The following is a 14,178-nucleotide window of genomic DNA, read 5'->3' on the forward strand; positions in this document are numbered from 1 at the left end:
ATCAGCGATGTCCTTCTGCGGCGAACAGGGTATCTGCGGACAGCCAGCGGGCCGCCGGATGGCGGCGGGTCACGGTCAGGAAACGCGCGGTGAAGGCCCAGGTTTCACCGTCCATCGCCAAATGATGGGTCAGCAGGCCGGTCGCCTCCGCCGCGTCCACCGTACCCAGCCGCCGGGCGCGCAGATGGGCGACCGCCATGCCCAGCGACTCCGCGTCGCCCAGGAAGCGCTTGCCGTCCTTCCAGGCCACCGGGTCGATGTGTGTATTGACACACATCATGTTGACGGTTGACACACGTCGCGGCCCGAAAACCGACAGGCCGGCGAAGCCCGCGCCGGGCAAACCGGCCATCACGCCGGATGCGATGCGATTCCACGGCGGCACCAGAACGGGCAGGGCGCGCGGCCCGAAGCGGCGGTCCAGCACGCTCCGCCCCTCGGCCAGTTCCGCCAGAACCGTGGCGGCGGGCCGGTCCGCGCCAAGCTCCGCCTTTTTCGCCGGGGGAGCGGCGTGGTTGGCGTGCGACCAGCCGTGCTGAAGCACCGTGACGGTGGGGGCCGCGTCCACAACGGGGACAAGGGCGTCTGTGACGCCCGCCGGGATCACCGCCAGGGCCAGCGGCGCACCGGTTTCGACGGACAGGGCGACCATCCGGTCGAGGGCGGGCGTCGGCTCCACGGCGTCGTCGTCGCGCCACCAGAGGGTGGCGGTGCGCCCGGCGGCGGCCCAGGCGTCCAGCTCGGCGGTCAGCGCGTTCCAACCGGCGCGCGGCGGGCTGTCGGAAGGGGCGGTCATGGTCATCGCAAGGCTGGGCCGAGGCAGGGGATCAGCCCCAGCATGGCCCCCGCACCGGAAAAATCCAAGCGTCTTGATTGGCTTAGCGACTGTTGCCTTGGCGGTAGGCCACCGCGTCCAACAGCAGCCGGGCGGTGGCGGCGGCACCGTCCAAGCGCAGCGGGATGGCCGGCGGCGGGGGCAGGGCGAGCGCCTTGGCAACGCCCGCGGCCAGGGTGTCCGGGGTCAGGGTGGCTTCGTCGACCACAGCCAGCCGGCCCCGCTCCTCCAGAAGATGGGCGCGGGTGGCCTGCTCGGTCTCGCTCCCCGCGGCGAAGGGGACGACGACCGCCCGGCAGCCGGCCTGGAGCACGTCGAGCACGGTGTTGTAGCCGGCTTGGCTGATCGACAGGCGGCAGCGGCGGAGCAGGGCGGGGAAGTCGGGCCGCGCCCGCTCCACGATGGTGCCCGGCGGGGCGTCGGCGGCGAGGGCGCGGAACTCCGCCTCCGGCACGTCCGGCCCGGCCAGCAGGCGCCAGGGTGCGTCAAGTCCAAGGGGAGTTGACGCACGCACCGCCAGCGCGGCCCGCAGCAGCGGCAGGCCGACCGCTCCGCCGCCCACCGACACGATCACCTCGCCGGTGCCGTCCATCGCTTCGGTCTCCGCGCCCTGCGGGGCCGCGACATAGCCGGTGTAGCGGATGCGGTCGGCGATCCGCGCTGCGGCGGGGAAGGTCGCCGCGAAGGGGATCAACTCCGGGTCGCCATGGACCAGCACATGGTCGAACAGCCGTTCCACCGTCGAAACGGTTTCCTCCAGCCGCTCCGGCTTGGCCTTGGTCACCAGGATGTCGCGCACCGACGCGGCGGTGACCGCCCCGCCGGCCTTGGCCGCCTCAAGCAGGGGCAGAAGCTCGAACCGGAAGGCGCGGCGCCCGAAGGGGAAGGACTCGACCAGCAACGCGTCGGGCCGCACCCGGTCGTGGGCCTCCAGGACCGCGGCGCGGCGCCGGGCGCGCCACGCGTCGTCGATGGGCCGGCCGTGCTCGTCCAGCAGGGTCTTGAAGCCGCTGTCGGCGGCGCGCGCGGGGGGAAGCTGGACGATCTCGGCCGCCGGGCCGTAATCGATTCCCGGCACCGGATGTCCGCCGCGCAGCACGGTGACGGCGACGCCCGCCTCGGCCAGCCCGCGGGTGATCAGCGCGGCGCGCCGGTCGTGGCCGATGCCCAGCAGATGCTGGACGTGGAAAAGAACACGCATGGGTCGTCCGGTCGCCAGAATATCAAATTGCCAGAATTCAAGGGGCCTGGGCAGCCAGGACCTCGCGCAGGCGCACGGTCGTCTGTTCCAGGCGGTGGGCCAGCGAGCGCATGATCTCCAGCCCCATCTGGGGGAAGTCGGCGATCATCTGGAGAAAATGGTCCTTCGGCACGCACAGCGCCTCCAGGTCGGTGCTGGCGCGCACGGTGGCGGTGCGCGGCACGTCGCACAGGATGGCGATCTCGCCGACGATCTCGTTGGACCCCAGCGTCGCGACGGCCAGCGGTCCGCCGGGGCCGGTGATGATCACCTCCGCCTCCCCGCGCAGCAGGATGTAGGCGCAGGTGCCCATCTCGTCCTGCTCGAACAGGATGTCGCCCGACCGGAAGCTCAGCCGTTCGCTGGTGAAGGCGAGAAGCTTGAGCTTGGAAGTGTCGATGTTGGCGAACAGGGGAATCCTGCGCAGGCAATTGACTTCTTCGGCGATGCTCATGCCGTCTGCCTCCTCAACGCCGCCGGCTTTATTCGGCGGACACCAATTCATGCAACAACGTACCGGGCCTGTTCAACTCATCGAAGCGGCCATGCTCGGCGATTCGACCGTCCTTCATCACAATGACTCGCTCGAACGCCCGTGCCAAGCCGGCACGCTGCAGAACCCACACAAGACCACACCCTTTGCGTTCTCCCAGGATCGCGGAATGCACCTTGCTCTGGCTGCTGGTGTCCAGACCGCTGGTCGCCTCGCTCAGCACCAGCAGGTCGGGGCGCTTCAGCAAGGCGCGGGCCAGCGCCGCCTTCTGGCGCTGCGCTGCGGACAGGCGCGACCCCGCCACCCCCACCGGGTGTTCCAGCCCGACCTCCACGATGGTGTCGCGCAGGTGAAGCTGGTCCACCAGCTCCGCCACGATGCGGCCCACCTTGGATTGCACCTGCGCCTGCCCGTAGACCATCTTGCCGAACAGGATGTTGTCCTGGATGCTGGCCGCCGCGTTGTAGGCGTCCGGGTCGAAGAAGGCGACGGCGTGCTTCAGGTCGGCCGGCAGGTCGCTGGCGAAGAGATGCCGCGCCTGCAGAAGCTTCTTTTCCAGCTCCGGCGTCATCAGGCCCAGACGGTGGCGGGCGCCGATCAGCTTGAAGGGCAGGGTCATCAGCCGCGTCCGCTCCTCGGGCCGCAGCGCGTCCAGCCCCTCCTTCGCGGTGCGCGCCAGGATGGCCTGGTACTCCGGCAGCTCGGCGAAGCCGATGAAGGAGAAGCGCTCGAAGAATTCGTGGCCGGGCGGCAGGCCGGCGAACAGCTCGACCATGGTCTCCGCCACCTTGTGGCCGGTCTCCAGAATGGTGTCGGTCAGCCCCACCTTGTCCAGCACATGCAACATATAGGGATTGGAGGCCAGCGCGTCAGTCTGGAAGATCGGCCCGACCGGCGTTCCGAACAGCAGATTCTCCGCCAGCGTGGCGTTCACGGCGTAGCGGTCGGGGTCGAAGCGCTCGACCAGCCGCCCCAGCTCCGGGTTGTTCAGCATCATGGCGCGCATGGCGTCGCGCGCCTCCAACACGCGGGCGGCCACGTCGGGGCGCCGCTCCGGATCGACGGTGCGGTTGAGGCCCATGCCGTACACGTCGTCCTGCAGCGAGACCATCGTCACCACGCGCAGGATGCGGGCCTTCAGGTCCTCCGGCCCGTCGCAGCCGGCGGCGGCGTAGTCGATCCAGTCGGCGTGCACGTCGTCGGTGGCGTTGCCGGACAGAACCGACTCGGCCATCCGGCTCTTGCGCCGCTCCGCCGCTTCCCCACTCGCATCGTTTGGGCTTTCGCCATTCTCGCGCAGCGGCCGGTGGCGCAGCCCGTAGACGAGGTTGTCGTAGAGCGAGGCCGAGAACAGGTAGGGGGCGGCCCCGACATAGGCGGCGCGCCGCCCGGTCACGCTCTCCGGCAGCTCCGCGTAATCATGCTCGCCCAGCCGGATCTGGCCCGACGAGGGCAGCAGAACGCGCGCGGCGAGCTGCGCCAGCTCGTCCCGGCCGGAGCCGACGCCGATCAGCGCGGTGTGGGAGTCCAGCGGGATGTCGCAGGTCACCCCTTCCAGGATGGGCGAGCCGCCGTCCTCCCCGAACCCCACGTTGTGGAAGGACAGGCTGCCCGTGAAGGGGACGTCCTCCTCCTCGCGCAGCAGGCGCTCGGCCAGCAGGTCGGGGACGTGGAACTGCTCCACCACCTGCTCGTACTTGATCCGGTTGTCCTCCTTCTGCTGGTACCAGTCGAGGAGTTCTTTCCAAGGAGCCGCCAAGTCCTTGTAGGCGGCCAGCACCGCGACCAGCGCACCGAAGGAGAGCTGGCCGTGGATCACCAGATATCCGCCGATCGAATAGAAGAAGAACGGGGTGAGCTGGTTTATGAAATTGTTCAGGAATTTGACAAAAAACTTTCTTTGGTAAATCTCGAAACGGATGCGGTACACGTCGCCCAGGCGGTGGCTGAGGTCGGCGAGGTGCCAGGACGCCGTGTTGTGGGTGTGCACCTCCTGGATGCCGGACACCGTTTCGCCGATGCGGTCGGCGATCTGGCGCATGGCACGTACGCGCTGTTTGCCAAGCTGATTGACCTTGCGCTGAAGCCGTGGGATGAGCCAGCCTTGGAACGGGTACAGCGACACCGCCGCTGCCCCCAGAACCGGGTCCTGGACGAAGATGAAGGCGATGTAGACCAGCAGGGTGCCACCCTGGAACACCGGGATGGCGATGGCGTCCCCGATGAAGCCGCCCAGCGGTTCCACCTCCGCCGTGATCATGGGGATGATCTCCCCGGACGACATCTTGCGGAAGCGGGGCAGGGGGAAGCGCAGGACGCGCACGTACAGCTCGTAGCGCAGACGGCGCAGCATCCGCTCGCCCAGGCGGCCCTTGTAGGTGTTTATGACATACTTGAACGCGCCGTTGACCAGCACCAAAGTCAGGAACAGTCCGCATAGGACGAACAGGTAGGTCACCTGATCGAGATGGAAGCCGAGGAAGGACTCAGGCAGCTTCTTCCCGGCGATCGCCTCGTTGACGATCCGCTTCGGAAGGTCGAGCGAGGCGTAGAGGAAGGGGAAGGACGCCAGGGTCATCAGGGTCAGCACGATCTGCTGACGGACGCTGTGCCGAAGGATGAATCGGAAAATGCTGGATTCCATAGCGCCATTCTACGCAAGGGGACGCCGGTGCCGGGAGCAGGCAGACACCTTACCCCCTCTGCCGCTTGGCCGCTGAGGATATGGTGAGCCCGCAAGCGGTCCGCCGCCATCCCGGCGGCGGCACGGCGCACATCCGTTCATCGGCCAAGCTGCGGCCGGACACAAGAGGCCAATCGGGAGAGGTAGGAAGTCTATGAGCGAACGTCCGACCTCGGGCCGCGTGCTCATCTACAGCCATGACACGTTCGGCCTCGGCCATCTCCGCCGCTGCCGGGCCATCGCGCATGCGCTGGTGGAGCGCTACGGCAACCTGTCCGTGCTGATCCTGTCCGGCTCGCCGATCGTCGGCAGCTTCGACTTCCGCACCCGGGTCGACTTCGTGCGCATCCCCGGCGTCATCAAGCTGCGCAACGGCGAATACACGGCGCTGAACCTGCATCTGGACATCGACGAGATCCTGTCGATGCGGGCTTCGCTGATCCGCCACACGGCGGAGATCTACCAGCCCGACCTGTTCATCGTGGACAAGGAGCCGCTCGGCCTGCGTGGCGAGGTGCGGGAGACGCTGGAGCTTCTGAAGGGCCGCGGCGTGCCGCTGGTGCTGGGCCTGCGCGACGTGATGGACGAGCCGGCGCTGCTCGCCCCGGAGTGGGAGCGCAAGAAGGTCCTGCCGGCGCTGGAGACCCTGTACGACGAGATCTGGGCCTACGGCCTGCCGCAGATCTGCGACCCGCTGGAGGGGATCGAGGTTCCGCAGTCGGTGCGCGACAAGATGGTCTACACCGGCTACCTGCACCGCACCGTGCCCCCGGCGGTGCCGCACGGTCCCGGCCTGCCGGACGAGCCCTACATCCTGGTCACCCCCGGCGGCGGCGGCGACGGCGAGGCGCTGGTCGATTGGGTGCTGCGCGCCTATGAGAGCGATCCCGGCATCCCCTACCGCGCCGTGCTGGTGTTCGGCCCCTTCATGCAGCCGGACCTCCAGGCCGAGTTCCTGGCCCGCGCCGAGGCCCTGCCCAACGTCGAGGCCACCGCCTTCGAGGCGCGGATCGAGCGGCTGATGCAGGGGGCGGTGGGGGTGGTCGCCATGGGCGGCTACAACACTTTCTGCGAGATCCTGTCCTTCGACAAGAAGGCGCTGATCGTCCCGCGCGAGGTGCCGCGGCGCGAGCAGACCATCCGCGCCGCCCGCGCGCAGGAGCTGGGGCTGGTCTCCGTCCTGATGGACGACGGGGTGCGCGACGCCGCGGCGATGGCGGCGGCGCTGCGCCGGCTGCCCTGGCAGGCGCCGCCCTCCTCGGTGGTGGTGCCGGGCCTGCTCGGCGGGCTGGAGAGCGTCAACCGCCTGTCGGCCCGCTACCTGCCGGATTTGGCGTCGGTCCCGGCCCCAGGGCCGTCCCCAGGCACGTCCCAGCTCCCTTGCGCGCCCGAGCACCAGATGGCCGCCGGGGACGCCGCGTGACCGTTGCCGTCATCGTCAAGGGCTGGCCCCGCCTGTCGGAAACCTTCATCGCGCAGGAGATCCTGGGGCTGGAGCGGCGGGGGTTGCGTCAACTCATCGTCAGCCTGCGTCAACCGACCGACAAGGCGGTGCACGAGCTGAACCGCCGCGTCACCGCCCCGGTGGCCTATCTGCCCGAATATCTGCACGACGCGCCCGGCCGCGTGCTGCGCGCCCTGGCCGCGGCGCGGCGGCGCCCCGGCTGGCCGGCGGCGCGGGCCGCCTGGCTGGCCGACCTGCGGCGCGACCCCAGCCGCAACCGCGTGCGCCGCTTCGGCCAGGCCTGTGTGCTGGCGGCGGAACTGCCGGCGGACGTCACCTGGCTGCACACCCATTTCCTGCACACCCCGGCCAGCGTGGCGCGCTACGCAGCGCTGCTGACCGGCCTGCCCTGGAGCTTTTCCGCCCACGCCAAGGACATCTGGACCTCGCCCGACTGGGATCTGCGGGACAAGCTGGCCGAGGCGCGCTGGGGCGTGACCTGCACCGCGCTCGGCCTCGCCCGCCTGCGCGCCCTGGCGCCGCAGCCGGAACGCGTGGAGCTGCTCTACCACGGCTTGGACTTCAGCCGCTTCCCCGCCCCGCCGGACGCGCGCCCGGCGCGCGACGGGTCAGACCCCGCCGACCCGGTGCGGCTGCTGTCGGTCGGTCGGGCGGTCGAGAAGAAGGGCTTCGACCTGCTGCTCGACGCGCTGGCCCGCCTGCCCACCGGGCTGCACTGGCGCTGGACCCACATCGGCGGCGGCGATCGTCTGGCGACACTGAAGGCGCAGGCGGCGGCGCTGGGGCTGGAAGGGCGGATCGATTGGCAGGGGGCCAAGGCCCAGGACGCGGTGATCACCCAGTACCGCCGCGCCGACCTGTTCGTCCTGCCCTGCCGCACCGCGCGCGACGGCGACCGCGACGGGCTGCCCAACGTGCTGATGGAGGCGCAGAGCCAGGGGCTGGCCTGCCTGTCCACCCGCGCCGCCGCGGTGGCGGAGCTGATCGAGGACGGGGTCACTGGCACGCTGGTGGACCCCGATGACCCTGCCGCGCTGGCCGGCGCCCTCGAATCGCTGCTCCGCAACCCGGCCCGCCGCGCGGCGCTGGGCGCGGCGGGCGCCGCGCGGGTGCGCCGCGACTTCGGCAGCGACGCGGGCATCGACCGCCTGCACGATCGTTTCGCAACCGAAAATAGCATTCCTGCTCGTCTGTCTTTCGGAGGATGCTGTGCATTGCACGGCGGCTGACGACGGGATAGAGTGCGGCTTTGCTCCACCTTTGCGACGTCATGTCGAGTCTGTACGCCTCTTCCGAACCGGACACCCTTTCCTTTATCGACTTCGACGACGACAGCGACGCCGTGGCGACCAGCCACGAGCTGTCGCTGACGCGCAGCAAGCTGGGCAACATGCTCGACCTGCTGCCCGCCGGACTGCTGATCCATCAGGAAATGGGCATCGTCTTCGCCAACCAGGAGGCCGCGCGCATCCTGGGCCAGAGCGGCGACGCCCTGGTCGGGCGCCATTTCCTCGACTTCGTCGAGGAATCGGGCATCGACGACCAGCGGGACGCTTTCCAGCGCTGCCTGCGCAAGCGCGAGCTGGTGCGGTCACAGGACGGGGTGATGGTGTCCACCGACGGGGAGCGGACCTGCGTCCAGGTCAGCATGTCGCCCCTGCCCTGGGACGGGCTGCCGGTCATCTACGTCCTGATCAACGACGTGACGGCGCTGAAGGAGTCGGAGGAGCGGCTGCGCCGGCTCTCCATCACCGATCCCCTGACCGGCGTGTCCAACCGCCGCCACTTCGTCGAGGCGGCGGAGCAGGAACTGGCCCGCGCCCGCCGCTATGGCCGGCCGGTCACCCTGCTGATGCTCGACCTCGACCATTTCAAGAGCATCAACGACACCCACGGCCACGCCGTGGGGGACGAGGCGCTGCGCGCCTTCACCGCCGCCTGCCGCGCCCTGCTGCGGGAGAACGACCTGCTGGGCCGGACCGGCGGCGAGGAGTTCGCCATCCTGCTGCCGGAGACCGACGTCGCCGGGGCGCGCATGGTGGCGGAGCGCATCCGCCGGCGCACGGCGGAGCTGGCGGTGCCGTCGGGGGACGAGTCGGTGCGTTTCACCGTGTCGATCGGCGTGGCCTGCTGCGCGGCCGGGACCCGCGATGTGGACGCCATGCTGTCCAGCGCGGACGAGGCGCTGTACCGCGCCAAGGCCGCCGGGCGGAACCGGGTCGTCTGCGCGCTGGAGCCGACCCCGTTCTGAGCCTCCTCGCCGTCACGACGCGGGGGCCGTGATGCGCATCGCCTTCTACGCCCCGCTGAAATCCCCGACCCACCCGGTGCCCTCGGGCGACCGGCGCATGGCCCGGCTGCTGATGGCCGCGCTGGAGGGGGCTGGGCACAGGGTGACCCTGGCCAGCACCCTGCGCAGTTGGGACGATGGGCGCCGTCCGGGCCGGGCGGAGCGTCTGGCGGCGCTGGGCGCGTGCTGCGCCGACCGCTTGACGGCACGCTGGCGGGACGACCCGCCGGACCTCTGGTTCACCTACCACCTGTACCACAAGGCGCCGGACTGGATCGGCCCGTCGGTCAGCCGCCGCTTCGGCATCCCCTATGTGGTGGCGGAGGCGTCCTTCGCGGGCAAGCGCGCCACCGGCCCCTTCTCCGCCGGCCACCGCGCCGCCGAGGCGGCCATCCGGCAGGCGGCGGCGGTCGTCAACCTCGCCGGCCACGACGCCGAGGGGGTGCTGCCGCTGTTGCAATCGCCGGACCGGCTGGTGCGGCTGCGGCCCTTCGTCGACACGCGACCCTTTGCGGCCGCCGCCGCGGAGCGCGACCGGCACCGGGCGGCCCTGGCCGAGCGTTACGGTCTGAACCCGGACGTTCCCTGGCTGCTTGCCGTCGGCATGATGCGCGGCGGCGACAAGGAACGTTCCTACGAGATCCTGGCCGAAGCCCTTTCTCCCTCCCCCGCCCAGCGGGGGAGAGCCGGGGTGGGGGCGAGTGCGTTGCCTCCCCACCACCTTCTCATCGCCGGCGACGGCCCCGCTCGCCTGCGGATCGAGACATTGATCGGGAGAGGCGCACTTGCCCCCACCCCAACCCTCCCCCGCTCTCGGCGGACCGAAGGTCCGCCTGCCGCGTCAGCGCAAACCTCTGGTTTGCGCGAGAGCTTCGCAGGGGAGGGAGTCTTGTTCCTCGGCCAGCAAAGCTCTTCCGATCTCACCGCGCTCTACGCTGCCACCGACCTGATGGTCTGGCCGGCGGTGAACGAGGCCTACGGCATGGCCCTGCTGGAGGCCCAGGCCGCCGGTCTGCCGGTGGTGGCGGGACGCACCGGGGGGGTGCCGGACGTGGTGCGCGACGGGGAGACCGGCCTGCTGCCGCCGGTGGGCGACGCGGCGGCCTTCGCCGCCGCCGTCCGGGCGCTGCTCGACGACCCCGAGAGACGCCGCCGCTTCGGCGAGGCCGCGCGCCGCACCGCCGCGGCGGAGCATGATCTGAGCAACGCGGTGGCGGTCCTGGACGGAGTCGTCCGGCGCGCCGCGCGGAAAGGGAGCCCATGACCGACCTCATCATCCTGCGCCACGGGCCGACCGCCTGGAACGCCGCGCACCGTCTCCAGGGCGGCATCGATGAGCCGTTGTCCGACGAGGGCCGTGCCCGAGTCGCCACCTGGAGGCTGCCGCCGGATGTGCTGGGCCACCGCTGGGTCGCCAGCCCGAAGCGGCGGGCGTGGGAGACGGCCCGGCTGCTCGGCCTCGACCCGGCGCCGGAACCGCGTCTGGTCGAGATGAGCTGGGGCGACTGGGAAGGCCGCCTGCTGGAGGAGCTGCGGTCGAGCGGCGCCCTGACCGCGGACCGCGAGCGTATGGGCCTCGACTTCCGGGCGCCCGGCGGGGAAAGCCCGCGCGACGTGCAGGCGCGGCTGATCCCCTGGCTGGCCGAGGTGGGGGCGCGGGGCGTGCCGACCGGGGCGGTGGCCCACAACGGGGTGATGCGGGCGCTCTACGCGCTGGCCACCGGCTGGGACATGGTGGGCAAGCCGGTGCACCGCCTGACCGACGGCTGCGCCCACCGCTTCCGCGTGGCGGAGGATGGGACGCCGTCGGTCGTGGCGATGAACGTGCCGCTGGCGGCGCGGTGACTCAGCGGATCACACGTCCAGATCACACGTCCAGATCACACGGCGAGATCGACCATCACCGGCACATGGTCGGACGGCTTCGGCTCCCAGCCGCGGGCCTCGCGCAGGACGCGGTGGCCGGTCAGCGCGTCCTTCAGCGGCGGGGTGACCCAGATGTGGTCCAGCCGCCGGCCGCGGTCGGAGGCCGCCCAGTCCTTCGCGCGATAGCTCCACCAGGTGTAGAGCTTTTCCGTGGGCGGAACGAAATGGCGCAGCGCGTCGACCCAGCCGATGGACGCTTGCATCGCCGTCAGCTTCGCCACCTCCACCGGGGTGTGGGAGACGATCTTCAGAAGCTCCTTGTGGCTCCAGACGTCGTTCTCCAGCGGTGCGATGTTCAGGTCGCCGACCATGACCATGCGGCGGTCCGGGCTGCGCCGGGTCGTCCACCATTCGGTCATTTCGTCCACGAACTGAAGCTTGTGGGCGAACTTGTCGTTCTGTTCCGGGTCCGGAATGTCCCCGCCCGCCGGGATGTAGACGCTGTGCAGCTCGATCCCGCCGGGCAACTCGGCGAAGACGTGGCGGCAGTCCTGCTTGCCGCACCAGTGCTGCACGTCGCGCGACGCGAAGGGCAGCTTCGACAGGATGGCGACGCCGTTGTAGCTCTTCATCCCGTGGATGTGGGCGTGGACGTAGCCCTTATCGGCCAGCGGGGCCATCGGGAAGTCGGTGTCGACGACCTTGGTCTCCTGCAGGCAGATGACGTCCGGCTGCGTCTCGTCGATGAGGCGCAGCAGCAGATCCATCCGCATGCGGACGGAGTTGATGTTCCAGGTGGCGATGCGCATCGTCCGGTGATCCGTATTGCCGATGTCAGGCGATGGTGACGGCGATGGAGCCGACGCCCTCGACCGCGCCTTCCAGCCGGTCGCCGGGGACCACCGGGCCGACGCCCTCCGGCGTGCCGGTGTAGATCAGGTCGCCCGGCTGAAGCTCGACCAGACCCGACAGGTAGGAAATCGTTTCGGACACGGACCAGATCAGGTCCGCCAGATCGCCCTTCTGGCGCAGGTCGCCGTTGACCGACAGCGTCACCGACCCCTTGTCAGGGTGGCCGATGTCGGCGGCGCGGCGCAGCGTGCCGCAGGGGGCGGACTGGTCGAAGCCCTTGCCCATGTCCCAGGGCTTGCCTTCCTTCTTCGCCGCGTTCTGCAGGTCGCGGCGGGTCATGTCCAGCCCCACGCCATAGCCGTAGACATGGTCCAGCGCTCGCTCCACCGGAATGTCGCGTCCGCCGGTGCCGATCGCCACGACCAGCTCGATCTCATGGTGCAGGTTGGCGGTCTTGGGCGGGTAGGGGATGGCGGTGCCGTCGGCGACGATGGCGTCGGCGGGCTTCATGAAGAAGAACGGCGGCTCGCGGTCCGGATCGGCGCCCATCTCGCGCGCGTGGGCGGCGTAGTTGCGGCCGACGCAGTAGATGCGGCGGACCGGGAACGGATCGCCGCCGGCGACCGGAACGGTGGGCTGGGGCCACAGGGGAATGGCGTAGGCCATGGCGCGCCTTTCTTTCGGAGGGGTGCGGTTCGCGGGCCACCACCCTACCGGAAAGAGCACCAGAAAAAAGCCCCAGCCGTGGGGCCGGGGCTTTGGCGCGAAGACGCCCGGTCTGGGGGGGACCGGGCGTCGGAAGCTCCGTTGTTGGAACCCGTCTGCGGCAGGGGAATGAACCGTCGGCGGGCGACCGCGCCGGCATGCCTGTTTCCGGGGGGGCCGGGATCAGGAGCGTGATCGCTTCATAGGGGTAGAGGTGGAGCCGCTTCCGGGCGGAACCAATGCACAACGGGAATGGGTGCTATGCATATGATGCGGATTGTGTGGTTCTTGCTGACAAAATCGGCACCTGCCTGCATTTTACACGACCAATAGACTAGTCAATAAACGACGGCTTTCACGTTGACCGACATCGACCGCCCCACCCCCTCGGACCGGCGCACCCGCCAGCGTCCGAGCAAGACCGGAAAGATGGCCCTCGGCCCTCTGCCCGAGCTCGTTGGCTACAATCTGCGCAAGGCGCAGGTGGCCGTGTTCCAGAGCTTCCAGAACGCTGTGGCGCCCCACGACATGACGCCGGGGCAATTCGGCGTCCTGATCATGATCAAGGAGAACGAGGGCTTGTCGCAGTCCGACCTGGGCTCGGCGGTGGGCATCGACCGTTCGACCATGGTCGCGGTCATCGACCGGCTCGAGTCGCGCGGTCTGGTCATCCGGGCGCCCTCGCCCAACGACCGCCGCTCCTACGCGCTCCGCCTGTCCCCGGAAGGGGAGAAGCTGCTGGACGAGCTGATTCCGCGCATCCAGGCCCATGACAAGGCCATGGTGAAGGATCTCTCGGCCGAGGAGCAGGCGCAGCTCATCGACTTCCTGCGCCGCATCTCGCGGGCCGGCTGAAGCTGACGGGCTGAGAGTGGCGTGCCCAAATCCTGGGCACGCGGCACCCGCCGATTGTTGACCTAATCTATTGTCCTGAAACCAATTTTCAGGAAAGGCGTCGTCGCGCCCGGTCGGCGGCGGCGCTTCCGAAGGCGCGCAGGATCGCCGCCGACAGCGGGTTCTCCCAGAACCGCCATTCCGGGTGCCACTGCACGGCCAGCGCGAAGGCCGGCGCTCCCGCCACCCGCACTGCCTCGACAAGCCCGTCCTCGGCCATCGCCTCCACGATCAGCCCGTCGGCCAGCCGGTCGATGCCCTGCCCGTGCAGGGAATTGACGGTCACCGCCGCCTCGCCGCCGGCCAGCCGTTCCAGCACGCCGCCGGGGGTCAGCCGGACGCGGTGCGATGGCCCGTACTGCACGGCCAGCGGCGCCTCCTTGTCCTCGCGGTGGTTGGAATAGCCCGGCACCTCGTGCACCCGCTGGTGCAGCGTGCCGCCCAGCGCCACGTTCAACTCCTGGAAGCCGCGGCAGATGCCCAGCAGCGGCACGCCCAACTCCAGCGCGGCGCGGATCAGCGGCAGGGTGGTGTCGTCGCGCTCCGGGTCGTGCAGGGTGCCCGGCTCGCTGGGTGACCCGCCGTAGCGGTGCGGCTCGACGTTCGAGGGGCTTCCGGTGACCAGCAGCCCGTCGAGCCGTCCGGCCACGTCGTCCATGTCCAGCGCCGTCCCCAGCGCCGGGATCAGCAGCGGCATGCCGCCGGCCCCGTCCGACACCGCACGGACATACTTGTCGCCGACGACGTGGAAGGGATGCTCGCCCATCATGCGGGCGCAGGCGGGAACGCCGATCAGCGGCTTGCGGTTCATGGTGGGGAGGACCTCCAGGCAGGATTCCGGACCGCTCCGGAAGG

At 70.0% G+C, this 14,178-nt stretch carries 13 protein-coding genes; 6 read left to right on the forward strand and 7 right to left on the reverse strand.

The features are described from left to right. Nucleotide 1: 1 nt before the first annotated feature. From FHW79_RS03205 to FHW79_RS03220, 4 genes are all read right to left on the reverse strand, one after another. A complete protein-coding gene (locus FHW79_RS03205; RefSeq protein WP_247884133.1) occupies nt 2-796 on the reverse strand; it encodes a polysaccharide deacetylase family protein in 795 nt (264 codons plus the stop codon). Between the two features lie 82 nt (nt 797-878). Continuing rightward, a complete protein-coding gene (locus FHW79_RS03210; protein ID WP_183177606.1) occupies nt 879-2,036 on the reverse strand; it encodes a glycosyltransferase in 1,158 nt (385 codons plus the stop codon). A gap of 37 nt (nt 2,037-2,073) precedes the next feature. After that, complete coding sequence (locus FHW79_RS03215) at nt 2,074-2,529, reverse strand: cyclic nucleotide-binding domain-containing protein (RefSeq protein ID WP_183177607.1); 456 nt, start codon at nt 2,527-2,529, stop codon at nt 2,074-2,076. A 28-nt stretch (nt 2,530-2,557) separates the two neighbouring features. After that, entirely contained in the window at nt 2,558-5,212 is a 2,655-nt protein-coding gene (locus FHW79_RS03220) for an ABC transporter ATP-binding protein (RefSeq protein WP_183177608.1), read from the reverse strand. 193 nt (nt 5,213-5,405) lie between these two features. Between FHW79_RS03220 and FHW79_RS03225 the strand changes: the two genes are divergently transcribed. From FHW79_RS03225 to FHW79_RS03245, 5 genes are read left to right on the forward strand one after another with little or no spacing between them, the layout of a single operon-like run. Beyond that, nucleotides 5,406-6,674: a glycosyltransferase gene (locus FHW79_RS03225; protein WP_247884134.1), complete on the forward strand. Its 1,269-nt coding sequence runs from the start codon at nt 5,406-5,408 to the stop codon at nt 6,672-6,674. After that, complete coding sequence (locus FHW79_RS03230) at nt 6,671-7,945, forward strand: glycosyltransferase (protein WP_183177609.1); 1,275 nt, start codon at nt 6,671-6,673, stop codon at nt 7,943-7,945. The genes FHW79_RS03225 and FHW79_RS03230 overlap by 4 nt, the downstream gene beginning before the upstream one ends. 41 nt (nt 7,946-7,986) lie before the next feature. Beyond that, on the forward strand, nt 7,987-8,967 hold the full coding sequence (locus tag FHW79_RS03235; RefSeq protein ID WP_183177610.1) for a sensor domain-containing diguanylate cyclase: 981 nt from the start codon (nt 7,987-7,989) through the stop codon (nt 8,965-8,967). A 31-nt stretch (nt 8,968-8,998) separates the two neighbouring features. Beyond that, nucleotides 8,999-10,270, forward strand: a complete 1,272-nt coding sequence (locus FHW79_RS03240; RefSeq protein ID WP_247884167.1) for a glycosyltransferase family 4 protein — start codon at nt 8,999-9,001, stop codon at nt 10,268-10,270. Next, on the forward strand, nt 10,267-10,851 hold the full coding sequence (locus tag FHW79_RS03245; protein ID WP_183177612.1) for a histidine phosphatase family protein: 585 nt from the start codon (nt 10,267-10,269) through the stop codon (nt 10,849-10,851). Before FHW79_RS03240 ends, FHW79_RS03245 begins: the two co-directional genes overlap by 4 nt. 35 nt (nt 10,852-10,886) lie before the next feature. On the opposite strand, the gene xth is transcribed toward FHW79_RS03245, so the two are convergent. Beyond that, a complete protein-coding gene (xth, locus tag FHW79_RS03250; RefSeq protein WP_183177613.1) occupies nt 10,887-11,681 on the reverse strand; it encodes an exodeoxyribonuclease III in 795 nt (264 codons plus the stop codon). Nucleotides 11,682-11,706: 25 nt separating this feature from the next. Then, nucleotides 11,707-12,390, reverse strand: a complete 684-nt coding sequence (locus FHW79_RS03255; RefSeq protein WP_183177614.1) for a fumarylacetoacetate hydrolase family protein — start codon at nt 12,388-12,390, stop codon at nt 11,707-11,709. Between the two features lie 399 nt (nt 12,391-12,789). On the opposite strand from FHW79_RS03255, the gene FHW79_RS03260 reads away from it, so the two are divergent. Next, nucleotides 12,790-13,284, forward strand: coding sequence for a MarR family transcriptional regulator (locus FHW79_RS03260; RefSeq protein ID WP_014238979.1), 495 nt, complete (start codon nt 12,790-12,792; stop codon nt 13,282-13,284). Nucleotides 13,285-13,372: 88 nt separating this feature from the next. Here FHW79_RS03260 and FHW79_RS03265 read toward each other — a convergent pair whose 3' ends face one another. Continuing rightward, on the reverse strand, nt 13,373-14,134 hold the full coding sequence (locus FHW79_RS03265; protein WP_183177615.1) for a gamma-glutamyl-gamma-aminobutyrate hydrolase family protein: 762 nt from the start codon (nt 14,132-14,134) through the stop codon (nt 13,373-13,375). Between the last annotated feature and the right edge of the window lie 44 nt (nt 14,135-14,178).

Source organism: Azospirillum sp. OGB3, assembly GCF_014192915.1.
Classification (GTDB): Bacteria; Pseudomonadota; Alphaproteobacteria; order Azospirillales; family Azospirillaceae; genus Azospirillum.

What these genes read in the sequence shown, in the direction of transcription:
- FHW79_RS03205 (WP_247884133.1), bottom strand. Translation starts at nt 796, where the DNA reads ATGACCGCCCCTTCCGACAGCCCGCCGCGCGCCGGTTGGAACGCGCTG.
- FHW79_RS03265 (WP_183177615.1), bottom strand. Translation starts at nt 14,134, where the DNA reads ATGAACCGCAAGCCGCTGATCGGCGTTCCCGCCTGCGCCCGCATGATG.
- FHW79_RS03235 (WP_183177610.1), top strand. Translation starts at nt 7,987, where the DNA reads ATGTCGAGTCTGTACGCCTCTTCCGAACCGGACACCCTTTCCTTTATC.
- FHW79_RS03215 (WP_183177607.1), bottom strand. Translation starts at nt 2,529, where the DNA reads ATGAGCATCGCCGAAGAAGTCAATTGCCTGCGCAGGATTCCCCTGTTC.
- xth (WP_183177613.1), bottom strand. Translation starts at nt 11,681, where the DNA reads ATGCGCATCGCCACCTGGAACATCAACTCCGTCCGCATGCGGATGGAT.
- FHW79_RS03225 (WP_247884134.1), top strand. Translation starts at nt 5,406, where the DNA reads ATGAGCGAACGTCCGACCTCGGGCCGCGTGCTCATCTACAGCCATGAC.
- FHW79_RS03220 (WP_183177608.1), bottom strand. Translation starts at nt 5,212, where the DNA reads ATGGAATCCAGCATTTTCCGATTCATCCTTCGGCACAGCGTCCGTCAG.
- FHW79_RS03240 (WP_247884167.1), top strand. Translation starts at nt 8,999, where the DNA reads ATGCGCATCGCCTTCTACGCCCCGCTGAAATCCCCGACCCACCCGGTG.
- FHW79_RS03210 (WP_183177606.1), bottom strand. Translation starts at nt 2,036, where the DNA reads ATGCGTGTTCTTTTCCACGTCCAGCATCTGCTGGGCATCGGCCACGAC.
- FHW79_RS03255 (WP_183177614.1), bottom strand. Translation starts at nt 12,390, where the DNA reads ATGGCCTACGCCATTCCCCTGTGGCCCCAGCCCACCGTTCCGGTCGCC.
- FHW79_RS03245 (WP_183177612.1), top strand. Translation starts at nt 10,267, where the DNA reads ATGACCGACCTCATCATCCTGCGCCACGGGCCGACCGCCTGGAACGCC.